18 protein-coding genes, 2 tRNA genes, 2 rRNA genes and 1 riboswitch are annotated in these 24,421 nt (G+C 48.5%); of the genes, 6 read left to right on the forward strand and 16 right to left on the reverse strand.

Annotation, left to right across the window (positions count from 1 at the left end; all coding sequences use genetic code 11):
* Window positions 1–39 precede the first annotated feature (39 nt).
* Complete coding sequence (locus tag K0T92_RS12655) at window positions 40–4,530, forward strand: AAA family ATPase (protein ID WP_281423145.1); 4,491 nt, start codon at window positions 40–42, stop codon at window positions 4,528–4,530.
* Window positions 4,531–4,596: 66 nt separating this feature from the next.
* Here K0T92_RS12655 and K0T92_RS12660 read toward each other — a convergent pair whose 3' ends face one another.
* On the reverse strand, window positions 4,597–5,034 hold the full coding sequence (locus K0T92_RS12660; RefSeq protein WP_219872831.1) for a hypothetical protein: 438 nt from the start codon (window positions 5,032–5,034) through the stop codon (window positions 4,597–4,599).
* Between the two features lie 130 nt (window positions 5,035–5,164).
* A riboswitch (cyclic di-AMP (ydaO/yuaA leader) is annotated at window positions 5,165–5,371 on the reverse strand.
* A 267-nt stretch (window positions 5,372–5,638) separates the two neighbouring features.
* Complete coding sequence (locus K0T92_RS12665) at window positions 5,639–7,915, reverse strand: ATP-binding protein (protein ID WP_246628115.1); 2,277 nt, start codon at window positions 7,913–7,915, stop codon at window positions 5,639–5,641.
* A gap of 291 nt (window positions 7,916–8,206) precedes the next feature.
* On the opposite strand from K0T92_RS12665, the gene tadA reads away from it, so the two are divergent.
* Entirely contained in the window at window positions 8,207–8,698 is a 492-nt protein-coding gene (gene tadA, locus K0T92_RS12670; RefSeq protein ID WP_219872832.1) for a tRNA adenosine(34) deaminase TadA, read from the forward strand.
* A gap of 52 nt (window positions 8,699–8,750) precedes the next feature.
* Here the strand turns inward: tadA and K0T92_RS12675 are convergent, their stop codons facing one another.
* Window positions 8,751–8,924: an aspartyl-phosphate phosphatase Spo0E family protein gene (locus tag K0T92_RS12675; RefSeq protein WP_246628116.1), complete on the reverse strand. Its 174-nt coding sequence runs from the start codon at window positions 8,922–8,924 to the stop codon at window positions 8,751–8,753.
* Between the two features lie 552 nt (window positions 8,925–9,476).
* Here K0T92_RS12675 and K0T92_RS12680 point away from each other — a divergent pair.
* A tRNA-Arg gene (locus tag K0T92_RS12680) sits at window positions 9,477–9,552 on the forward strand.
* A gap of 401 nt (window positions 9,553–9,953) precedes the next feature.
* On the opposite strand, the gene K0T92_RS12685 is transcribed toward K0T92_RS12680, so the two are convergent.
* Entirely contained in the window at window positions 9,954–10,730 is a 777-nt protein-coding gene (locus K0T92_RS12685) for a hypothetical protein (protein ID WP_219872834.1), read from the reverse strand.
* Between the two features lie 309 nt (window positions 10,731–11,039).
* Here K0T92_RS12685 and K0T92_RS12690 point away from each other — a divergent pair, with 309 nt between their 5' ends.
* From K0T92_RS12690 to K0T92_RS12700, 3 genes are read left to right on the forward strand one after another with little or no spacing between them, the layout of a single operon-like run.
* Window positions 11,040–12,491, forward strand: a complete 1,452-nt coding sequence (locus tag K0T92_RS12690; RefSeq protein ID WP_219872835.1) for a spore germination protein — start codon at window positions 11,040–11,042, stop codon at window positions 12,489–12,491.
* A gap of 12 nt (window positions 12,492–12,503) precedes the next feature.
* Window positions 12,504–13,586, forward strand: coding sequence for a GerAB/ArcD/ProY family transporter (locus K0T92_RS12695; RefSeq protein ID WP_219872836.1), 1,083 nt, complete (start codon window positions 12,504–12,506; stop codon window positions 13,584–13,586).
* Entirely contained in the window at window positions 13,579–14,679 is a 1,101-nt protein-coding gene (locus K0T92_RS12700; RefSeq protein ID WP_219872837.1) for a Ger(x)C family spore germination protein, read from the forward strand. The genes K0T92_RS12695 and K0T92_RS12700 overlap by 8 nt, the downstream gene beginning before the upstream one ends.
* Before the next feature lie 138 nt (window positions 14,680–14,817).
* Here the strand turns inward: K0T92_RS12700 and K0T92_RS12705 are convergent, their stop codons facing one another.
* The 12 genes from K0T92_RS12705 to K0T92_RS12760 form a co-directional block, all read right to left on the reverse strand.
* Window positions 14,818–14,967: a small acid-soluble spore protein P gene (locus K0T92_RS12705; RefSeq protein WP_219872838.1), complete on the reverse strand. Its 150-nt coding sequence runs from the start codon at window positions 14,965–14,967 to the stop codon at window positions 14,818–14,820.
* A 32-nt stretch (window positions 14,968–14,999) separates the two neighbouring features.
* Window positions 15,000–15,176: a hypothetical protein gene (locus K0T92_RS12710; protein WP_219872839.1), complete on the reverse strand. Its 177-nt coding sequence runs from the start codon at window positions 15,174–15,176 to the stop codon at window positions 15,000–15,002.
* 39 nt (window positions 15,177–15,215) lie between these two features.
* Complete coding sequence (locus tag K0T92_RS12715) at window positions 15,216–15,563, reverse strand: hypothetical protein (RefSeq protein ID WP_219872840.1); 348 nt, start codon at window positions 15,561–15,563, stop codon at window positions 15,216–15,218.
* Between the two features lie 176 nt (window positions 15,564–15,739).
* A tRNA-Ser gene (locus K0T92_RS12720) sits at window positions 15,740–15,828 on the reverse strand.
* A gap of 239 nt (window positions 15,829–16,067) precedes the next feature.
* Window positions 16,068–17,348 (reverse strand): serine--tRNA ligase, encoded by a 1,281-nt coding sequence (serS, locus tag K0T92_RS12725; protein WP_219872841.1) that lies wholly within the window; start codon window positions 17,346–17,348, stop codon window positions 16,068–16,070.
* Between the two features lie 428 nt (window positions 17,349–17,776).
* Complete coding sequence (gene pdxT / locus K0T92_RS12730; protein WP_219872842.1) at window positions 17,777–18,361, reverse strand: pyridoxal 5'-phosphate synthase glutaminase subunit PdxT; 585 nt, start codon at window positions 18,359–18,361, stop codon at window positions 17,777–17,779.
* An 85-nt stretch (window positions 18,362–18,446) separates the two neighbouring features.
* Window positions 18,447–19,328, reverse strand: coding sequence for a pyridoxal 5'-phosphate synthase lyase subunit PdxS (pdxS, locus tag K0T92_RS12735; RefSeq protein WP_219872843.1), 882 nt, complete (start codon window positions 19,326–19,328; stop codon window positions 18,447–18,449).
* 193 nt (window positions 19,329–19,521) lie between these two features.
* A complete protein-coding gene (locus K0T92_RS12740; RefSeq protein WP_219872869.1) occupies window positions 19,522–20,772 on the reverse strand; it encodes a D-alanyl-D-alanine carboxypeptidase family protein in 1,251 nt (416 codons plus the stop codon).
* 262 nt (window positions 20,773–21,034) lie between these two features.
* A complete protein-coding gene (guaB, locus tag K0T92_RS12745) occupies window positions 21,035–22,492 on the reverse strand; it encodes an IMP dehydrogenase (protein ID WP_219872844.1) in 1,458 nt (485 codons plus the stop codon).
* A gap of 142 nt (window positions 22,493–22,634) precedes the next feature.
* Window positions 22,635–23,897 carry a putative glycoside hydrolase gene (locus tag K0T92_RS12750; protein WP_219872845.1) on the reverse strand — a complete coding sequence of 421 codons (1,263 nt, stop codon included), beginning with the start codon at window positions 23,895–23,897 and terminating at the stop codon, window positions 22,635–22,637.
* Between the two features lie 178 nt (window positions 23,898–24,075).
* Window positions 24,076–24,192, reverse strand: a 5S ribosomal RNA gene (gene rrf / locus K0T92_RS12755).
* A gap of 102 nt (window positions 24,193–24,294) precedes the next feature.
* Window positions 24,295–24,421: ribosomal RNA gene (locus K0T92_RS12760) — 23S ribosomal RNA — on the reverse strand; the annotation flags it as partial.

Below are 24,421 nucleotides of genomic sequence, written 5' to 3' on the forward strand. Positions count from 1 at the left end.
ATGCAAGACTTAGGAAATTGACATCAGAGGTGTGCGAGGATGAACGCAAAGAATGATTTTGAGAGGCTAACCAGCCATTCAGAGCTTGTAGGGCATGCCTCTGATGTGACACAGGCTCATGAAGCTGGCATGACGCTTAGAGAATATATGAAGGGACAAATGTCTCTGAGCCCGGATCTGTTTCTCCCGCTCGCCAGAGCCATTACAGCAAGTGTAGGACAGCTTCATCAGCAGCAGATCATTCATCTCGATTTGCGGCCGGAGCGAATCAATGTGCTTGCGGCTGGACAAGAGGCCTGCCTGAGCGATTCAGGCTGTGCCGTGCAGCGTAGTGCTGATGGCTATGAACGCCCGGCTGGCTCCGGCCTCTTCGAAGCAGGCTTGCCTTACTGCTCGCCCGAGAATACGGGCAGAATGCTGCGATCAGTAGATGAGCGCAGCGATCTTTATTCATTAGGCATTATTTTCTACGAAATGCTGACTGGCCGTCCCCCTTTTCTGGCTGACAAACCGCTTGAATGGGTGTATATGCATCTGGCGCAAAGCCCCCCGTCTTTAACCAACCTAAACGCACTTTTGCCCGGCGGTCTTGAAGCGATCATTATGAAGCTGCTGGAGAAAAATCCGGATAACCGTTACCAGAATACCGGCTTTCTCATTGCCGATCTGGATAAAATAGGACGTGCTCACGATACGTTCTTCATAGAGCCGGGATTCTACGGTAGAGAGCATGAAATTTCATTGCTGACTCAGGCCTTTTATTCCGCTTGCCTGGGCTCAACGGAAATGGTTTACGTGTCGGGCGAAGCTGGGATCGGCAAAACAAGCTTGATGGATGAGATGTTCCGTAAACAGCAGCATGCACGGAATTTCTTCTACATCACCGGAAAGTTCGAGCAACTATCGAAGGAGAGCCCTTATCACCCGATTACCCAGGCGTTTCGCGGATTAATACGCCATCTGCTCGGGGAACAAAAGCATCGGTCCGAGCTGTGGAAGCTGAAGCTGCAAGAGGCTTTGGGCTCCAACGCCAACGTGATTACAGCGATTATTCCCGAAGCCGGGCTTCTATTAGGCGGCTCACAGGCTGTAGAGGAGCTTCCGGCCCATGAATCGAAGAAACGGTTCATTTATGTTTTTCGCAAATTTGTACAAGCGCTGGCTTCCAAGGAGCATCCTATCGTGCTGTTCATCGATGATCTGCAGTGGGCCAATTCCTCATCCCTTCAGTTGATTCATGCGCTGCTATGCGACCCGGAATGCCAATACCTGATGTTTGTCTGCGCTTATCGCCATACAGAGATAGACCTGAGCAAGCTGCCGGGATACGAGATGGATGGAAGCATCTCCGATCAGGCGGTTGTCCGCCATATTCATCTGTCTCCGCTGAGCTTGGAGCAAATGAACCTTATTGTGATGGAGACGCTTAATAGCCATGAGGATACTACGCTCTCCTTGACTGAATTGCTGTATCATCAATCAGGCGGCAATCCGTTTCATTTCAAACAAATCTTGCTCCGCTTGCAGGGTGACGGCATTCTGCTGTACAACCACGAGAAGCGCTGCTGGCAGTGGGATCTGGGACAGGTAATCGGGCAGGAGCCAAGCTATGCCATCCACGATCTGATCACGCACAGGCTGCAGCGCCTTTCAAGTGATGCGCAGGAGCTGCTCCAGGTCGCAGCCTGTGTAGGCAACACCTTTCACCCGCTTCTGATAGCCAGCATTGGGAATGGAAGCATGGAAGACAGCATGGCAGAATGGTCCGTGATTGAAGCCGAAGGGATTATTCTGCCATTCGAGACAGAGAAATTCCGCTTTGCTCACGATAACATACAGAAGCTTATATACAGCCGGATGGATGATGAAGCGAGGCAGGCTATCCACCTCCGGATAGGCAGATGCATGAACGGGCAGGACGCACACGGTTATGGAGAGAGTGAGTTTGATGCTGTCAACCATCTTAATCGGGGCTCCCGGACAATAAAGGATGAACAGGAACTGCTGCTGCTCGCAAAGCTGAATCTGGATGCGGGGAACCGTGCCAAGGCCTCTTCCGCCTACGATATTGCGTTAGGGTATTTCGGAAAAGGGGTCGAGCTGTTAGCAGCGGAAGATTGGAACAGAGAGTTCGAGCTCTGCTTCGAACTGCATGCACAGAAAGCGGAATGTGAATATTTGTGCGGGAATCATCAGAGGTCCCAGCGGGAAATCGACTTCTTGCTCGGTCATGCGCGCAATCCCGTTGAGCGAAGCAGGGTGCAGATGATCCGGATTATGCAGTACATCAATCAAGGCAAATATTTGGAAGGCACTGCGCTTGGGCTGGACAGCCTGAGAGAGCTTCAAATTAACGTTGCGCCCAATCCGGGGAACTTGATGCTTCTGATGGAAGGGAAGCGGATTGAGCTGCTGCTGCGCAATCGGTATGACAGGCTCGCTCATATGGAGGAAATGTCGGATCGGGAGCGGATCGCCGCGATGAATCTGATTTTTGCAATTATACCCTCCACCTTCTTCACGAATAAGAAGGTTTATTTTCTGCTGATGTGCAGAGCGATTCAATTGTCTCTCAAATATGGCAACACCCCGGTTTCTGCGGCTGTCTATTCTGCATACGGGATGCTTCTGGGGAGCGCACTCGGCAAATTCGATAAAGGCTTTGCAATCGGCAAGGTGGGCGTGGAGCTGTCCGAGCGTTACAATATCGCTTCGATCAAAAGCAAAACCTACACCGTATACGGCGGTGTTCTTTGCCAATTTGCCGGCAATGCCCGCGAAGGAGACCTCTATTTGGCACAGGCGCTCCGTTTTGGCATGGATTCGGGAGACTATGTGTTCGCCAGCTATGCCATCGGCGCGCATATCAATTCCTTGTACACGAGAGCCCCGTTAAGTGAACTAGCCAGAGCGATTGCAGACTATATGGCAGTGCTCGATACAACCAATGATGAATTCGTAAGGCAGAATTTCTACCTCTATCAGCAATTTATTCTGGCTCTTCAGGGCGGGACGGCTGCGCCGGATTCCTTCAGCAGCGCTGGCTTTGAGGAGGAGGAATTTCTAGACCGTATTCGCAAGGAGGAGACCTCGGCCACCACCTTGTTCCAATACAGCACGTATAAGACTCAGCTTTGCTATTTCCTGGGCAGCTATGAGGAGGCCGTCCGCTGGGCCAGACAAGCGAGATCGTACGAAGCATATGCCACTCATTTGCCCCATTTGCCGGAATGCCTATTCTATGAATCGCTCGCCGCTTTGGCTGCCTATACACCGGCAAAGAGGGGGCCATCTATCGAAAAGGGCTTGCTTCGCAGTCTTCGTCGCTACAGACAATGGGCAGCATGGAGCCCGGCTAATTATCAGTCCAAGCAGCATCTTCTTCAGGCTGAATTTGCCCGGGTCTCCAGCGAATTTAGTGTAGCTGAAGAGATGTATGACAGAGCCATCCGCGAGGCAAGAGAGCAAGGCGATATGCAGGTGACAAGCCTTGCCGGAGAGCTCGCCGCGAGCTATTATTCAAGCCGTGGCAAGAGCAAGGCGGCGTTATTTTATTTGCAATTGGCTGTTGAGGGGTTCAAGCAATGGGGCGTGGCGGTGAAGGCAGCGCAGTTGGAAGCACGGATGCTGCACTGGCAGCAGCAAGAGAACGCCGCTGAGACGTCTGTGGGCACACAGACGCCGGCGGGAAGGAATGCTGCAGAGCGGGCGGCAGGCGCGGGGAGCAACCGGAGCGAGCCTCATTCTGTCGACAACGTTGATCTCGCAGCGCTGCTTGCAACGACCCGGGCGATAGCGAATCAGACAGACCTGGATGCTGTGCTTGCGGAAATCATGAATACGATTATGAAATATGCGGGGGCCAGCAAGGGCGCACTGCTTACAGGCAGCAATGATGCGCTTTATATTCAGGTCTATGCGGATTCGGTGGCGCAGGCTGCCCCATTCCCTCTGGAGCTGAATGACAGCTCGCTCTTGCCGGAAGGGATCATCAGATATGTCTTTCGTACACAGGAGGATGTCCATTATACCGCCGGAGAACAGAGCTGGCTCATTCACAACCCGTATATTGCGAAGCACCGGCCACAATCCTCCCTGTGCATCCCCGTCACTATTCATGGCACGATGCTGGGCGTTCTTTACCTTGAGAATAAGCTTGCAAGCGATGTATTCACTTATGATCGCATGGCCGTTATCCTCGCTATGGCATCACATGGCATGCTGATGTGCGTGCTGCAAGGCTCGCCTGACCTGCCTGATACGGAACCGCATTCGGTGGAAGAAGCGAAGTCCCTGCCAGCCAGGATGGAGGAACCACTCACGGATCGTGAGCTGGAGGTGCTCGCATTACTGGCTGCAGGATTATCCAACAAGGAAATTGCCGATCATTTGATTATTGCCATCAGTACGGTTAAGGTCCATGTGAAAAATATTTTCGCCAAATTAAAGGTCAATCGGCGTACAAAGGCAATCGCGCAAGCCAAAGAGCTGAAGCTGCTCGATCAGGGTACGCAGCATTCCTCACGCTAATTATAGTGCTGCATGGAATCGCAGGATGCTTGGCGTCTTCGCCTGCCAAGCTTCTGTCCACTGCTCTTAACGCTTGCCGCTGCTGCAGGTATCAGCAGCCGTGGCATCAATTAAGAATGAAATATCCTCGTTATGCGTATGAATAACGAACGTTGCTCCGAGACGCTTATAGACGAGCCGCGGATTGCTCGTGCGCGTAATAACGTAGATCGGATTGGAAGTCCACGCACGGCACATATCAATATATCGGCAGCACAGATTCAGGCTGCTTTCGAAGAGAATGACCTTGCCGATCTCATAATTCGGCATCGTCCATGTCTCTTCTTTGGATGATTTCACCATCACAAACTTTTTAATGCCGATGGACTCCAATCGTCTCATCTCTTCCTTGTTGTTGACGATAGCCGCACAAGGCAGCTTCTTCAGCATAAGCTGGCGGATGAAATCCTCCCCTGTTTTGCTAGGCGCTGATACAAGAACATGCGCTTGATCCCGATGATCCATTTGAATTCTCCTCCTATGTTTTCGAAGAGGAGGCAACAAAAAAAGAAGCCTGCTGGAAGAGGGAACTCTCCACGCGGCTTCTTAAAAGACACAGCAAAAAAAAGCAGCCGCGTCTTACGCAGGAAATCGTTGCCTCTCTCAAATACGCTTACGAGGTTAGCTGTCGGATTCGGGCGTGAGAGTCGCCCTACCCATGCGCGGGCCTGCAATCTTGCCTGCACATCAGGATTCACCCCATAAAGCATGATAGAGATGCCACATTCCATTGCGGCAATCACTTCCGGCTTTGTTGGTTCCCCCGTTCCTTTTCCATTCAAGGACTCAGCGATAAACTTGCTTGATTCGACATGCTTGCCTTTCGACCTTCCTTCATAAATAATGAATCATGAATCGTATCTTACGCCTGCCTTACATACATGTAAAGAATAGCCGCAAGCCAATTTGGCCTGCGGCTAGCATTTAACGGCAGTAAATCCCCTGTTCACGCTGTATTGCTCTATACAACTCTCATTATCTGCTTATTTCATCATTCCATTAAAATAACCAGGAAATTCCGCTCGTTTGACCGTTACTTCAACGGTTTCAACCGGCTTCAAGCAGGCTTTCATAGATCGCCATGACCTTCCATCAGCAGCGGCAGGGAGATCGTCACTTTGGTGCCCACATTCACCTTACTCACGATATCCATCGTGCCGTAGTGGCTCTGGATGATGCGCTGGCTGACCATAATCCCAAGCCCTGTGCCCGTATCCTTGCCCGTGAAGAAGGGATCGCCCAGCTTAGGAATGATATCCTCTGGAATCCCTATCCCTTCATCCGTAATGGAGACGAGTACATGCCCGCTGCGCCCCCGTTTGATCTCGACTTGAATAACCCCCCCTTGCGGCATCGCTTCTATAGCGTTTTTGATTACGTTAATAAATACCTGCTTCAACTGATTCTCCTCACAGGAGATCAGACAGGAATCCGTACTGAAATCCGTCTCGAACACAATGTCACACAGATGAGCTTGACTGTCGAGCAATGAAATAACATCGCCAAAAATAAATCGGACATCCTTCTCCTCGAACCTCGTCGCCTGCGGCTTGGCCAGGATAAGAAACTCGCCTACGATCAGATTGATACGATCCAGCTCGGACAGCATAATATCGACATGCCGGGAGTTGAACTTGCTTGTCTCCAGCTGCAGCTGGAGAAAGCCTCTCAGAGTCGTCAGCGGATTGCGGATCTCATGTGCGACACCAGCCGCAAGCTGGCCTACGGTCGTCAGCTTCTCTGAGCGGCGCAGCAGCTCTTCCATTTTGTTGCGGCTTGTCATATCACGGGTAATGCTGGCAATCGCCCGGATAGCGCCATTCTTATCCCGAATCGGCGAGGTCGTTACACTGACAGAGATCCACTCCCCGCTCTTCGTAACCCGGATAGTCTCCCTTGCTGGCAGCAGCTTGCCGGAATTGAGCCATTCCATCGTCTGCTGCTCCTCCGCTATGAGATGATCCGGCACGAGCGACAGCATATTGCCCAGCGCTTCATCCGCGCTGTATTCAAACAATTGCTCGAATGCACGATTGACCTGGGTAATTCGGCCATCCAGATCGACCACATGAATCGCATCTGTCGTCTGATTAATGAACGACTCCAGATATTCCTTCATGCTGCGGTTCTCCTCGAACGCCAGCTTGAGCTTGTTCATGTAGACACCCAGATTTTTGGACATCGCATTGACCCGCTGCGCCAGCTGACCGAGCTCATCCTTCCGGTTCACTTCAATGGAATTGTCGAATCTTCCGAATGATACTTCGTTGACCTTCCACAGAATAGATCGTATCGGCCTTATAAGAAGGTCGGACAGCCAATAAATACAGAAGACGACAATAACAAGCAGGATGATGGAGATCATAATGAGGTTGATTCGCTGCTCCTCAATAACCGCCATCATCGGTTCCTTGTCCAGAACAATGCCCACGACCATTCCCGAAGGCTCCTGAATAGGAACGAAGCTCTTCATAACATCGCGATCATGAAGCTTTGCCTGCCGGAATACAACTTCTCCTTCCTTGGCCCGTCCTATATCTTTCATATCTTGCTTGCTCTCTTCGTAGTTGTAGCTGCCGAACGCAAGCGGGCGCTCGAACATGTCATCCGCTGTAACGGCCGGCGGCAAATCCACGATCGGCTCTTTACCGAGCAAGTTGGAATTAAAACCTGTAATCTCCAGAATGACGGGATTATTCGCAAGCATCTGAGAGATATATGATGTCGGGCCTGCAATCTGTCCATAGTTGATCGTATTATAATCCCTTATAAAACAGCTAATCACATAGCTCTTCTGCTTGTCATCATAGAATGCCCATTTATCCACAAAGCTGGACTCCTCCCCCGTCCACTCCACGGGATTCGTCCAGAATTCAATTAAATGCCCTCTCACTTGCTTCCGTGTCTTGCTCGTCTGCTTCAGCATCTTGCTGCGCTGGCCCCATCGGTACATCAAGGTATCCTCCATCTCGCGATAATCGGAGGATCGCACTACCCGGTATTCCCCGTTCTCCTTCACCATTAGCGAGATATCAGTAACACCGACCTTGATCGCCAGCCGCTGCAGCTGTTCCGTCGTAATCTTATCCAGATCAGGGCCGAGCTTGTTCGCCGCGGCTATAGAGGCCGTCAAGAGCTTGTCCTCCAGCACCTCTTCCAGCAATCTGTACCCAATGGCATACTGTGTCACATTCTGGGCAATTTGCTTGCTCATGTGCAGCATGTTGGATTCGGTATCAGCTTGCAGGTTGACCCGCGTCGAATATTCGTTCAGAATCACATTAAGAACGAGAAGCACAAATACAATAAACGAAATCATAAAGGACAGTTTCGTTTTTACCGACAACTTACGACACACCCTTTGGCCCAGTTGTTAATATCTATTTGGATCATATCATACCTGACTAGAAATGAAAGTAATGGATCCCACTTTGTCCACAGATTTTTGCAACAGTCAACAAGCCAAATTAATAAAATGTGCATAACTCTGTGTATAAGCTCGACTTTATCCACAATATTATACACATGGTGTTAACAAGGAATGTTTGTTCGGGGGATAATTCGCGAAAAACCGACATTCCCTGCTTGTCGAATACTACCTTGTGCTAAACCTGTCATCTATGGAGGAATCCCTTGTATGAAATTTGTTCGTGAAGAAGACCAGCGCTGGATGCGTGAGGCGATTGAAGAAGCGTTAAAGGCAGAGCAGCTGGGTGAGGTTCCAATCGGGGCCGTCATCGTAAAGGATGGCGAGATTATCGGAAGAGGTCATAATTTGCGTGAGACGTCTCTCGACCCGACTGCCCACGCAGAGATGATTGCCATTCGTGAAGCGAGCATCAAGCTTGGCGCATGGCGTCTGCTGGAATGTACCTTATATGTAACATTGGAGCCTTGCCCGATGTGTGCAGGAGCAATCGTTCAAAGCCGCCTTCACAAAGTTGTGTACGGCACCATTGATCCGAAAGCCGGCTGCGGGGGCACATTAATGAACTTATTGCAGGAGCCTAGGTTCAACCATGAGACTGAACTCGTAAGCGGCGTCCTGCAGGATGAATGCGCTGCTCTTCTTACACAGTTCTTCAAGCGTGTCAGAAAGGGCAAACGCCGAACGGAAATCAAAGACTAGAGCAGCCCATACAGATGCTCAATCGTTAGACATATTCACAGGCATCAGGCATCTAACGATTGAGCTCATTCTTCTGAATATGCTGCAAAGTTACGATAAGCTCATCCGCCGCTTCACTAATAGCCAGCACCTCAGGGTCTGTTAAGCTCCCGCGTGCTTCAGCTGCTGCTAAGAGCTGTAAGCGAAGCACTTGTAATTCATCTAGCAACTTCATTTTATCATTCATGACGCCTCGGGGATCGCTCCTATCGCATCGAAGGTTACAATCAGTAACATGATTCATTATACGCCTAAATGTCAAAGTATTTTGTAAAATCTTGTCGATAAATCATCCCTTTTAAAAATAAATTTTCGACAAAATGCAAAATGGGTGCTTCATGCGAGACACTACAGCTTCATTTGACACTAGAAATGCCGCTAACAGCAAGCAAATGTCGAATGCAGACGGCATTATCCTTCCGCTGCCGCATGCCTCACCGCATAATCCCATTATATGTTATAATAATTAGGGAATTTTTTCAATTGGAGGATAGTATGAACAAGTGATGATAAATCCGGCTGGTAGCGGAGCATCTGCTAAAGCCGCATCATCGGAAATGAGGAAGCCCTTTATTCATGCATAGCCTGTGGATTTGTTAGCAACAATGTGGATACTTTGTGGATAACTATTCTAATTGCATTCCTTTGACCCCAAATTGAAGCTTTCCCTCAATGGAGGATACCTTGATAATTCCTTTTGGTTCCAGTGGCGAGTTTGTGTTATAATATATATTGCTGTGGCTCCGTAGCTCAGTGGATAGAGCGACGGTTTCCTAAACCGCAGGTCGGAGGTTCAAGTCCTCTCGGGGCCGCCACGTTAGTTCAGCCAAACCCTTGATATAACAGTTTTTCAGTTCGGCATTTACCTTCAAAAATTTTCGTTTGTAACGGACAACCGAAAGTGATTTTATATAAGAGCTATTCGATACATAATAACCCTATTAAACGTATTAAAAGAACTGCAACGGATAAGGATTTTCCGTGCAGTTCTTTTTGATGTATTAGTTCTATTTTTTATATTTTCTTTTTTCATACCTTTGAACATATAATGCCACAAAATAACCACATAAATAACCCGCTATAGGAATGGTTGGAATTAGAGTAGCGGCTTTCCTTGATAATCCCTGTTCGACAAAGTAATTGTAAAAGATTAGATGCACGACAGCTGTTACAACGACCATCATAATAAGTGGCACTGTCCTAAACATGGTATTCATTAATTGCAGAAACCAGGTGCATTGGATGGCCAGAAATAATTAAGGAATCCTGTTAAGCCTGTCGCTTGACCCAGCCATTGCGATGCTTGAACACAGACACCGTTGGCCATGTTGATATTGGGTTCGTACACAGTGATATCGATACTTCCATCATTATTCTGAAGTGACCAAGATAGAGTAAGAATTGCGACAGTTAATATTCCTCCAACCACAACGGCAGCAGGATTTGATATTACGCCTGTTGCTGCTAGATAAGCAGCAAGCGAATCAGCCCCAACCCATGAAAGGTTTGTAATATAATTCACATCAGTTGAAGAGATATGGATATCCCATCCGTCACCCCACCACCAACTCCAAACTTCCTCAATAAAACTCCCGTGCCAAAAACTAACTTTTGATAGTGCTTGTATACCTGAAGCTCCTTTTGTCAATTCAGGCGATGGAGTAGCGGCGATTCTTTTTGCTTGTTCAATACTATCCGCATTTTCAAAATATACCCTTTGAATCTTTACTTTTTCCTTAGAACCTATCATTTTCTTTTTCAGCTCTTCAGTAATTTCATTATAAATAATGGGTTTTGATACAACGACGTAAGACTCAACATCATCTTCTGTCTTTTGTATTTTAACTACCTTATTTCCCAATTCACTTTGATACACAACTTCCCCGGTTGGGACAGATTCTGCGTCCTTTTCTGTATAGGCGTATGCAGACGAAGATAATGAAGTAATAAATAAAACAGCAACAATAACACATTTCAATAGCTTTGCATTCACTAGTTGCTCACCCTTTCTTTTTTAGTGATGACCATCTGATTGCGGATCCGCTTATTTTATAATTACATTTCTGTAATTTATTTGTAAGGTACAAATTACCTATTTTTGCATAGTAGTTTCCAACATTTATTTTTAATCAATGCTCTCGCATTTAATAGGCGATCTATATAAAACGAAACGAAATACCTTTTTTGCGACTTCACTCGATTAATTACCTGATGCAAAGTTTGATGTTTAATAACGCCCTCATTAGCGCATAGTATACAAAAGTAAAATGTATCCATTCGATTCTCGAATGAAGGTGAAGAAATGGCAACCGACAACATACAACCCCAGCCAAGTACCAATGACCGCTCCGATAAGCTTTCACTTGAACATGCGCTGCATGAGTTTCAAGACTGTATCGATCTTATCCACAGAAGCTATCCGGAGCTTCATATAGACTTGCTCTATTTCGGCCATCAGGTCGACCATGACAGGCTGTATCAGGATATCATGAACCCGCTGCTCACTGGTGAAGCTGAAGTCATTCCGACGATACTCAAGCAATCCCGATTTGCCAGCGTAAGCGATCCAAAAGAATTGATAATCGGAATCTTGTCCGGGAAAGCTGCCCTTTTCTTTCAAAATGATGTCTTTCTTGCCGATGTGTTCGGCAGCACCTCGCGTGCGATATCACAATCAGAGACAGAGACTGTTATTACAGGCCCGCATGATGCTTTTACAGAGCAAGCCGGTACCAACTTATCGCTGATTCGCTCACGCATCAAGAGCTCTCACCTGAAAGTAATCAAGCTGTCCGTAGGAGAAGTCACCAAGACGGATGTTTACGTGCTGTACGTGCAAGATATCGCCAGTATGGATTACGTGAACCAGGCTATTGCAAGGATACGAGGCATCGAAGTGGACGCTGTATTCGATACGAATATGCTGCTGCAATATATCGATGATTCTCCTTATTCCATTTTCCCGCAGTTTCTCACATCGGAGCGGCCGGATGCGATCGTGTCCAAATTAGTCGCAGGAAGAATTGTAGGCCTCGTAGATGGAAGCCCGTCGGCATTCAGCGCGCCCACCTCATTCTTCGAATATTTCTCATCCTCCGATGATTATTATCAGCGTTGGATGCTCGGCAGCGCCAGCCGGCTGCTGCGGTTGCTTGCGCTTATCATTACGCTGACCTTCACTGCGCTGTATGTAGCCGTCACGACCTATCATTACGAAATGATTCCCGAGAATATGCTTCTTACCTTGACAGAATCCCGCGGCAGAGTCCCGTTTCCCCCCTTGTATGAGGCATTATTCATGGAGACGACGATTGAATTGCTCAGAGAGGCCGGGGCAAGATTGCCGACCAAGATCGGTCAGACAATCGGCATTGTAGGCGGTATTGTCATTGGACAAGCCGCGGTTCAGGCCGGATTAACCAGCAATATTCTCATCATTACAGTGGCTGCCTCTGCTATCGCATCCTTCGTAACCCCGGCCTATGTCATGAGCGCATCCATACGTCTTCTCCGGTTCGGATTGATTATTCTGGCAGGGACATGGGGAAATTTCGGCTTAGCGGTCGGAATCGCTGCTATTGTGATTCATATGAGCGGGCTGACCAGCCTAGGCTCATCTTATTTGACCCCCGTTGCCCCGTTTATGTTCAAGGATTGGAAGGATGTTTTTATCGTGGCGCCATTCAAGTTCCTTACTGCGCGGCCTTCTCAGGCCAAGACATCGAATAAGGTCAGAAATAAAATGAAGAAATGAGGATGGTCCGCCATGCAGGAGAAATTATCACAATTCCATGTTGCCATTCTCATCTATATGATACAGTCTGGTGTTGTTATGTTCCGGCTGCCTCAGATACTGGCGGAGAATTTCGGTACGAATGGCTGGCTTGCCATCCTTCCAGTGTCTCTGATCGTTGTATTGAACATCTTATTGATCGGGGTTGTTTATCGGCTGGGGAAGGGAGCTTCCATCTTCGAGATTCTGGAGCAATCGATTCCCAGAATCATTCTCTTCCCCTTCTATCTCATCCTGGTCTGCGTTTGGGCGATGATCGGCTGCTTGATTACCAAGAATTACGTGCTCATTTTCCAAATGGTCGCGTTCCCTACCACCAATCCGATGGTATTCAAATTTGTTCTCGATATCCTTATATTTTTCTTATTGATCCAGAGCATCTACAATATAGCGAAAGCTTCAACAGTCTTTTTCTGGCTGCTGATATGGATGGTATTATTGCTTTTTTTCTACTATGCAGATTTCCAGTGGGCGAGATTGACACCGTTTATTTTCCGAGGCAGCTCCGCTACTGTTGAAGGCGCCTTTAGCATTTATTCGAGCTTTGCCGGCTACACACTTTGTCTACTCCTCTTTCCATACGCGAACAAGAAAACCAAGCTTATAAAAGCAGCTCTCATTGGCCATCTCATTACAACGATTAATTATATCTATTACTGCTTCATTGCATTTGGTTTTTACTACTACGAGCAGTTGAAGACACTGCAGTTTCCAATCCTTAATCTTCTGGCCTATATTCAGCTCCCGTTCATACAGGCTACGGAAAACTTGCTGTATGGCTTCATCATGTTCACGATCATCGTTACGACTGTCATGTACTGCTGGTCGGCCAAAGAGGTCAGTCGACGGATTTTTCCGATCAACGAACGATTGCTCTCGGCAATCATTATTGTTGCAGCCTATCTCTTCTCCTTCATCCCTGACATATCTAGCGAAGTAGAACAATGGCTTGCCTATCTGGGCTATATCGAATTCGGCATCTCGTTCGGCTTGCCTCTTGTGCTGATATTTGTACTGCTCATTCACAGAAAGCGAGGTGCAGCGGCAAGTGAGTAGACAACATGTATCTATCCTGCTGCTGACTTTGCTTATCCTTCTTACTGGCTGTGGTGACCAGCGGATTCTGGAACGGACGGGCTTCATCCAAGTAACAAGCTATGATTTATTGAAGGATGGCCGAATCCAGTTCTCCATAAGCATCCCCAAGGCAGACCCGGAGATTAAAGTGTCGAGAGAATTTTTAACAACTGTCGCCCAGAGCGGCAAGGAGGCTCGAATTAAACTGGCCAGGCAGACCAATCTCCTGTTAGTCAGCGGTCAATTGCGAACTACCTTGTTTGGCCTCTCTATAGCAAGAGACGGATTTTGGGAACAGTTGGACACCCTATTAAGAGACCCTACCACATCGGAGCAAATAAAGATCGTCGTCGTGAATGGAGTAGCGCATGACATGCTTAAGAAAAATTATAAAGAGTACCCGCGAACAGGCAAATATATCGATCGTCTTATCGAGAAAGAAGCAAAGGGTCACACCATCCCGGTGACGACGCTGTATTCCTTTACAAGAGACTATTATGATGACGGGATTGAGCCCGTAGCTCCAATTGTGAAGGATGCCGGCAAAAGTATTGAAGTAGATGGGATAGCTCTGTTCCATGATGGCACCTATGCTGGCAAAATTAAGGCAGATGATACGCTCATATTTGCATTTCTGCGGGAGAATTTCAAGCACGGTGAGATTAGTCTTGATCTTGCCAAGCACACGAAGGAAAGCAAGACCGTCATGTTGAGCTCCTTGAACAGCTTGAGGAAGATGGATATCAGCCATAAGGGCGAACACGCGAACGTTAACATTGATATATCCTTAAAGGTATCCGTTGTGGAGTATATAGGTGAATTAAGTCTCGGCAATAAAGCCCATCGGCATAAGCTGGAGCAGCAGATTTCCGAGATTTTGACACACCGGGCCACACGCTTGATTCAGTATTTGCAGGAGAAGAAGGTCGACAGCATCGGTGTCGGAATCTACGTACGCAACAGCATGACTTATCGGGCTTGGAAGAAGCTTGATTGGTATGAGGAGTTCCCCCATGTGAACATCCAGTGCAAGGTTAAAGCGAAAATCAAGGATTACGGCTTCCGCAGATAGGCCTGGTGCATGGTGCAGCAGCAAAGATCCCTATTCCTCCGCAGAGAAATAGGGATCTTATATTGCAACCCGCAATGATGCGCAGCTCCCAGCGCGGTGGGGCGATACGTGTTGACAGCCAACCACACGCCGCAATGATTACCCTTGCGGGTTATTGTGGCTCGTATGATTATGCTGCTTGGTCTTCTTCGAGCCCGACAATGGCTCTTGAAGGCCGCCTCGATTATTCTGCGCCTTCTCCTCATGCTGATCAGGATTTGGCACAGGCACGCTCTTCTGCTTGCCCATGGGGCACACCTCCCTTATGATCTTAACCCCTGCTAGGTACGGGGATGGTGCAAATCCGTAGGCTCATCATGATTAAGCAGATCCTGATGACGACGGTCATTCGTATCCTGCTGGATCTGCTGGGCATGATGGCTGTTGACGGGATTCTTATCCAGATCCTCGACGACATTGCTCAAATTTTTATCTGCCGTTCCTTTAACCTTCGTCATCGTGCAGCCCGCCTTTCATTCGCTTTGCTAAGGGCATGCTTAGGCATGCGTCAATACCTTCAAAGCTTGTGCGCATTCGTGAATATGTCTCGTGTAATCCTGTACAAGCTGCTGAATAATGTCCGTACGCTCGTCAACCGTCTTATTTTCCTTCTCGACATCGATCAGGGTCACATGAACCTCACGACTATCGATATAGGTCACTTTAAAATCAAAGCTGTACATTTGATGTCCAGCGGTATCAATCGTAATCCGCAGCGACTTGGGATCAGACTCATCCGGCAGCACCGTCGCCCTGTCCGCTTCGAGAATAGATTGCGGCAGCGCTGACCGCCATGCCTCAGCCAACTGCTGCTGGTCGATGTTCAGTTCATCGCGTTTGCTCATTGCTTACCACCTCCATGCGGATAATATGCGGCTGCAGCAGCTTTTTTATACCATTCACGATGAATCTTGATTCAAGGGGCTCCCAAGAAGCGGCTGAATAATGCAAAAAAAGACAGGAGCTGTTCTGCTCCCATCTTCTTGGCGTATCTATGTAGTCGTTCTTATTCTTGTATAACTGGCGGAGAGGGTGGGACTCGAACCCACGTGGGCTTGCACCCTAACGGTTTTCAAGACCGCCCCGTTATGACCGCTTCGGTACCTCTCCATATAAATAAATCAACCTTTAAAGGTCACAAGATGAATTGTACCACAGGCCAAAAAGGATACGCAACTCCAATTTTGACCTGCGATACATTTTTTTGCTCTATTGCAGCCGGGATGACCGCTAATCGCTTTGATCAACCGTAGTATTCCCGCTAATCCTGCGGATCATACGGACAATCTGGCGCTATCTATTCAGGGCATCTACCCAAGAAATCCAGGTTATCTAACCAGGAAACAGTGTTACCGTGGTGCAATTACCTCAAGACCGCCCATGTACGGACGCAGCACTTCCGGTACAACGACAGTTCCATCCGCCTGCTGGTAATTCTCAAGAATAGCAGCAACCGTACGGCCTACGGCCAGTGCCGAGCCATTCAAAGTATGAACAAACTCCGGCTTGCTCTTAGGCTCGCGGCGGAAGCGGATGTTCGCCCTCCGTGCCTGGAAGTCCTCCACATTGGAACATGACGAAATTTCGCGGTATGTTCCTCCGCTTGGCAGCCATACTTCAAGATCGTATGTTTTCGCCGCGCTGAAGCCCATATCTCCCGTACACAATGCAAGCACACGGTAGGGCAGACCGAGCAGCTGCAGAACGGTTTCCGCATTGCCAGTCATGGCCTCAAGCTCTGCATACGAATCCTCAGGCTTGCACAGCTTCACAAGCTCTACCTTATTGAATTGATGCTGGCGGATCAACCCGCGGGTATCACGACCTGCTGCACCGGCCTCAGAGCGGAAGCAAGCGCTCAATGCTACGAAATTCTTCGTCAGATCTTCAGCCGACAGAATCTCTTCACGGTGGATATTGGTCACGGGTACTTCAGCCGTCGGGATCAAATAATAATCCGAACCCTCAAGCTTGAACAGATCCTCCTCGAACTTAGGAAGCTGTCCTGTACCGATAAGGCTGTCACGATTCACAATGTACGGCGGCAGAACCTCTTCATAGCCATGCTTATCACTGTGCAGATCCATCATGAAGCTGAAGAGCGCGCGCTCCAATCTTGCTCCGAGACCGCGATAGAATACGAAGCGTGATCCCGTCACTCTGCCAGCTGCCTCAAAATCAAGAATGCCTAGGCTCTGCGCAATATCCCAATGTGCTTTGGGTTCGAAATCGAAGGTCCGAACCTCGCCGATACGACGAACCTCAACATTCTCTTCTTCTGATTTGCCCAGCGGCACACTTTCATGCGGAAGATTCGGGATTGCAAGGGTCAACTCGCTAATCTCCGCCTCCACGATACGGACTTCCTCATCCAGCGCCTTGATCCGGTCGCCTACTTCACGCATCTCTACGATAAGCGCTTCAGCATCGCCACCGCTCTTCTTGAGCTTCGCAACTTCTTGAGAGACCGTATTGCGGCGGCTCTTCAACTGCTCGCTCTCCTGCAGCAGATCACGCCACTTGGTATCCAGCGCCGGGAAACCGGCAATGAGATCCAGAGACTTGCCGCGGCTGCGCAGCGCCTGCTCGACTTTCTCGAATTCATTCCTCAACAATTTAACATCCAACACGGAAAGGTGAACCCCTCTCTAAGAAAGCTTGTTTAGTAATCCCCCGCCCTTGCCCAGGGGAACGATTCGACCAAACGCCGCCAAATGCAGCGAAACACCGCGCGCTAGAAGCTGCGCGCGGTGCGAACCATAAACGTTGAACATTCCTGCGAAATTACAGGTTTTTTCTCGTTCCGGGCCTCCTGAAGACCGAATGCCTGCCAAAAAGCAGGAATTCCTCCGTCTTTCCTCACTATCGGCCACTTCCGCTTCATATTCAAGCTTAATTGCAGGTATTCTGCCACCTACGGCTTATTAATCTCGGAATTCCTGCACTTATGCAGGCTTCTCTCACTTCTGCCGGATTGAAGTCATCGCTGAGTCTCTCCTGGCCAAGTCCGCCGGACTTTCTCAACAGCCTGATATGCCGATGCCGCAATCTTCTGCCCTTATTGCTTAGCCGCAGCCGCTTCCTCCGCCATACTCAAGAAATAAGCATGAAGCCGATAATCATCGGTCAGCTCCGGATGATAGGAGCATGCCAGCAGATGTCCTTGTCTTGCTGTTACAATCTCGCCGTTATAGGTAGACAGCACATCCACCTTAGACGAGACCTCCTTAATCAATGGAGCGCGGATGAATACGGCCCGCACCGGCTCGTCGATGCCTTTGACTGGCAAATCCGTCTCGAAGCTTTCCCGTTGACGACCGAACGCATTACGCGCTACCGTCATGTCCATCAGCTCAAGATGCGCCTCTTCCTGGCCTTCAATGCGCTCTGCAAGCACGATTAGACCTGCACAGGTGCCGAATAAAGGTTTGCCTTGAGCGGAGAAGCTGCGCACAGCATCGATAAAGCCATATTTGCGCATCAGCTTGCCGATGGTCGTGCTCTCTCCGCCAGGAATAATTAGTCCGCCGAGCTCATCCAGCTGCTCTGTACGTTTAACAGCAACAGCTTCACCGCCGGCTGCTTCAATGCTCCGTATATGCTCCGCAACAGCGCCTTGCAGCGCCAATACGCCAATCTTCATCGTAGTATGCCTTCTTTCCATCCAACTGCGAAATCATCTAGCCAAAGCGCATCAATGCATCAATGCTTGCAGCGCGATATGCTTCTTATAGTCCGCGATCCTGCATGCGCTGCGAAGCTTCAAGCTTCGAGATTTCGATGCCTTTCATCGGTGTGCCAAGGTTCTTGGACACTTCCGCGATCAGCTTATAATCTTGATAATGCGTTGTTGCTTCAACAATAGCGCGAGCAAACTTCTCAGGGTTGTCCGATTTGAAGATACCGGAACCAACGAATACGCCATCTGCACCCAAATGCATCATAAGCGCTGCATCCGCAGGCGTTGCTACGCCGCCAGCGGCAAAGTTAACGACAGGGAGCTTGCCAGTCTCGTGAATGCCAAGAAGCAGCTCATAAGGAACGCCCAGCAATTTCGCTTCGTGGTACAGCTCGTCCTTGGACAAGTTCTGTACTTTGCGCATTTGACCATTGATCAGACGAAGATGACGAACAGCTTCAACGATGTTGCCTGTACCTGGCTCGCCCTTCGTACGAAGCATCGAAGCGCCCTCTTGAATACGTCTCAGCGCTTCTCCAAGATCTTTGGCGCCGCATACGAATGGGATCGTAAACTCTTGCTTGCTGATATGGAATACTTCGTCCGCTGGAGTTAATACTTCACTCTCATCGATGTAATCAACGCCAAGGGATTCCAGTACCTTTGCTTCCACATAGTGGCCGATACGAGCCTTAGCCATTACCGGAATCGATACAACCTTCATAACTTCCTCGACAACAGTCGGATCACACATACGGGCTACTCCACCAGCAGCGCGAATATCGGAAGGTACACGCTCAAGCGCCATAACTGCTGTTGCGCCAGCTGCTTCAGCGACCTTAGCTTGCTCAGCGTTCATAACGTCCATAATGACGCCGCCCTTTTGCATTTCAGCCATACCACGTTTTACAACCGAAGTTCCTGTTTCCATTTAATAGTGCCTCCTAAAAGTTTTCTGCGTGCTTCCTTGTAATGCCTCTGCATAAAGCAGAAAACTTACTTCGTAAGCATCAACTTGTTTTCTGCGTGCTTCCAGAATTTCCGTATTAACTCTAACCATTAATTTTACAGCATCCCGGGGCAATCGACAACCATGAATTACGCATCGGGATACTGCGAATTATTTAGAATAAGCCAACAATCCCATTGAACAAACCTGCGAAGAAATCACCGATTGCCCTGAACATAAGGCGCCACCAGCTGCCCTTCTCCACTTCTTCCGTGCTGATCAGATCAACCGTCTTCTCAATCACTTTGCCCGTATCCGCATCTGTATAAGAATACGTAACCGTTCCGACCTTCTGGCTGTTCTTGATCGGCGCGACCAATTCGTCCTCTGACATCAGGCTCAGCTTCGTTTGCTCAATCTTGGGCTCAACACCCTTCTTCACGAGGAAAGTAACATCCGTCGCAGTAACGACAGGCACTTCTGTCGATACGCCTTTCTTTATTGTTGCCGTTTTTGCATTATCTATCGTTGCTTTAGGCGCAATGACAGTTTTTCGCTCGAAATTATTGAATCCATAGTCGAACAGCTTGGCAGCTTCAAGAAAGCGCGATCCTTTCGACTTCGCACCCATAACAACCGCAATAAGCCGGATGCCGTTTCTCTCCGCTGTTCCTGTAAAGCAATATCCTGCTGCGCCAATATAGCCGGTCTTCATTCCATCTACGCCATCATAAGCGTATTGCTTGAGCGCCTTAACATTCTTATTCGATTCCAGCATCCAGTTATAATTGATCATTGGAGCCGTATCACGTTCACGGAACTTATAGGATGGAAGCTTGGAATACTCCAGAAACTCCGGATGCTTCTTAAGAATAATAGCAGCAAACTTCGCCATATCGGCAGCTGAAATAACGGTTGTATCATTAAGTCCGGTTGCGCCTGTAAAATGTGCGGAATTCAGGCCATGCGCCTTTGCCGTCTCATTCATTTTGTCCACAAACCCTTGCTCGTTGCCGCCAATATGATCCGCCAAGGCAATGGTAGCATCATTCGCTGAGCCGACTGCCATAGCAATATATAAGTCCTTAACGGTGTGCTTGTCGCCCTCTGCCAAATAAATTTGCGATCCGTCCTTTGGCGTGGAAGCAGCTGCCGCCGAAGTTGTTACAATACCATCCCATTTCAATCGACCTGCTGCGATTTCTTCAAGGACAATAAACTCCGTCATCATCTTCGTCATGCTTGCAGGCGGACGCGGCTGGTCCTGGTTGACTTGATACAGCACTTGTCCTGTATCTGCATCAATCAACATCGCTGATTGAAGCGTGAGTCCCAGCGAATTATCCGGGTAAGTGACTTTATCTTCTCCAGCAGCCAGCACTGCTGTCGAACCCACTGCCATTGTGAACAGCCAGACTACCAACATAGCGGAAATCACCGACACCAATCTTGCCGGTCTTAGGTTCCGTTTCAACGCATTCTCTCCTTCGCTGCATGAATTATAATATTGCACTTCATTGTAACATAACTAGCCGGTTTATACGTTCGCTTCCCCGAAAAAAGACAGGCAGGAAAATGGTGACTGCCACCATCTCCCTGCCTGGGTCCGTACCCTATGCCTAGAGTCTGTCCGACAAACGAATAAGTCTCGAATGAACGTAATAAGAAAAGACAGCCTCCTTGGCTTCTTACAGCGAGTAGTTCGGCGCTTCCTTCGTAATTTGAACATCATGCGGATGGCTCTCGCGCAATCCCGCATTCGTAATGCGTACAAATTGTGTATCATTCTTCAATTCATCGATACTCTTCGTACCGCAATAACCCATGCCTGAACGAAGACCTCCGATTAGCTGGTGTACCGTATCAGCAAGCGGGCCTTTATAAGCTACGCGGCCTTCAATACCTTCAGGAACGAGCTTGTTCTCATTCTCCTGGAAGTAACGATCCTTACTTCCTTCTTTCATCGCGCCGATGGAGCCCATGCCACGGTACACTTTAAAGCGGCGTCCCTGATAAATCTCAGATTCTCCCGGGCTTTCTTCTGTACCTGCAAAGAGACTGCCGATCATAATCGCGCTTGCGCCAGAAGCAATAGCTTTCGTCACATCGCCGGAGTATTTAATACCGCCATCTGCAATGATAGGAATGTTATATTCACGCGCAACGCTTGCACAGTCATAAATCGCTGTAATTTGCGGAACGCCGATACCTGCAATAATACGTGTCGTACAGATCGAACCAGGACCCATACCAACTTTAATAACAGATGCTCCTGCCTCAATTAGATCACGAGTTCCTTCGCCAGTTGCAACATTACCCGCAATAATAGTGAGGTCGGGGTACTTATCGCGAAGCTTGCGAACCATCTCAAGAACATTCCGTTGATGACCATGCGCTGTATCTACAACAAGCGCATCTACGCCAGATGCTACAAGCGCTTCAGCACGCTCCAATGTATCCTTCGCAATGCCTACAGCAGCACCGCATAACAGACGGCCATGCTTGTCCTTTGCAGCATTAGGGAATTGAATAGCCTTCTCAATATCCTTAATTGTAATAAGGCCTTTGAGCGTGTTCGTTTCATCAACCAATGGAAGCTTCTCAATCTTATGCTTCTGCAGCAGTACTTCCGCTTGTTGAAGCGTGGTACCTACCGGTGCAGTAACCAGATTCTCATGCGTCATGACTTCGCTTATTTTCATCGAATAATCATGAATGAAGCGCAGGTCACGGTTTGTTATAATACCAACCAGCTTCCCATGCTCATCTACAACGGGAACTCCGGAGATCCGGTATTTGCCCATTAGCTCTTCAGCATCGTATACATGATGATTCGGTGTCAGCGAGAAAGGGTTCGTAATAACTCCGCTCTCTGACCGTTTAACCCGGTCAACTTCTTCCGCCTGCTGTGCAACCGACATATTCTTATGGATGATTCCGATGCCGCCTTCCCGAGCCATTGCAATCGCCAAAGCGGCTTCCGTAACAGTGTCCATTCCAGCGCTGATAAGCGGGATGTTCAGCTTTACGTTAGCACTCAGGTTGATCGACACATCGACTTCCCTCGGAAGAATCTCCGATTTACGGGGTACGAGCAGTACGTCGTCAAAGGTTAGTCCTTCTTTGGCGAACTTGTTTTCCCACACAACTATGTTCCTCCCTCAATGTTTCTCTACAGTGCGTATTCCAAGGCGCTAAAGCATTAGCGCTCCTGTTCTCTCGCGTATATTATTAGCAATATTAGCAGAGGGGTTGGGGGCTGTCAAGATTACGGTTACCGAGCTTTTGTCAAATTGAAGAACGGTAATCATACCGGCAATTCGAGCTCCATAACAGGAACCCATTTACGCCCTGCTCCTTAGCTGCCTGAATCTGCTTATGAATTTGTTCCGCTCCATAGCGCTGATGTGGATGTACCCAACTGGCTGTAAATCCTTGCAGCCATGGGCGTACTTCAGCCGCTTGCTCATTATTTTTCCGAAGTATAGCATTGCTCTGCCGAGCATCCATCATCGCATGTCGAATAATGGAATAAGGCTGCAGATCAGGCCTGCTTATGCCATACATCCCTTTGGAATAATGAGAGGGGTAGGTCATCGGAGATATAACATCGACTGCACTCGCAATCTCGCGCCAAGTCTGTCCAATGCCCAAATCCTCCTTGTAAGAAGTTACCAGACCAAAGACATCTGCCGATACTCTAGCTCCTTCCTCATGAACTTGCCTCCGCGCTTCACTTAGGAAATCACCGATAATCTCCGCCTTCCCCCTATCCATCCGTCGATCATACTTCACTTCACGATCCACCTTGGCTCCATTATCAGGGAATCGGACATAATCGAACTGGATTTCATCGAAACCAAGCTTGGCCGCTTCTCTGGCAATGGCGATATTATAAGAACGAACCTCCGGCTGAAAAGGATTCAACCATCTGTTGCCCTGATGGTCAGTCCAAACCCCTCCACTGCGTTTTTGCAAGGCTAATGAGGGCTTTTTCCTTCCATACAGCGGATCCTTAAAAGCAACTATGCGGCCAATCACATATATATTCCTTGACTTCAACCGTTTCATTAACCCTTCTATATTAGCGATTGCCGGCTGATTGGCCGCACCAATCTCGTTCACCTCACGCAGCTTCGAGCGGTAAGTCAATTGACCGTAATCGTTCTTGATATCGATCACCATCGCATTCAAATCCGTATCATCAATAAGCTTCACAAGCTTATTAAATCTAGACTTGCTGCCAGCAATCCAACCGGAGACATAAATGCCCTTTATCGGTTGATTGGGTGTTCCAATTCTTCGGTGACGATTCGATGCCTGCAATCGGTGCTTCTTAAAGTCATTGGGATCGATGGAGCGAGAAAAATGATTCTTCCTGGATAGAGATAGTGAGGGCTGCTTGCTCAAATGCTGAAGAGGCTTGTGCTGAGCCTTTATATCAGGCAAAGGAACATGGGAATTGGATTCCACGCGGGAACAACCAGCTAAACAAACGACTATAGATACGGAGAGAAGTGTACAAACAAACCGCTGCCCACGATTCGGCATAAATCCGGCACCTCCACCATCAGGGATACATTGCTGCTACTAGTATGAGCTTCAAAGCATCGCGATTTGTGAAGGAGATGCCACCAAATATGGGTATGGCTGGTTCATTAATTTCTTCTAATATAAGAACAATTAGAAACAACAAAAAACCGACCGTGAACCACGGTCGGATCTTCGTGCTTGGCGACGTCCTACTCTCCCAGGACCCTGCGGTCCAAGTACCATCGGCGCTGGAGGGCTTAACGGTCGTGTTCGAGATGGGAACGCGTGGGTCCCCTCCGCCATCGCCACCAAACGGGATTATTGGGATGATCATCATCCAACAATCGTTCAAGGTGTTACACCCTGAAAACTGGATACGAAAGGTTTGCGTAAGTATTAGCTGGTTTATACCAAATAGGATAAGCCCTCGACCGATTAGTATTCGTCAGCTGCATGCATTGCTGCACTTCCACCCCGAACCTATCAACCTGGTCGTCTACCAGGGGTCTTACGAATTGGGAAATCTCATCTTGAGGGGGGCT

The sequence above is a fragment of the Paenibacillus oenotherae genome (assembly GCF_019443105.1).
GTDB classification, from domain to species: Bacteria; Bacillota; Bacilli; order Paenibacillales; family Paenibacillaceae; genus Paenibacillus_Z; species Paenibacillus_Z oenotherae.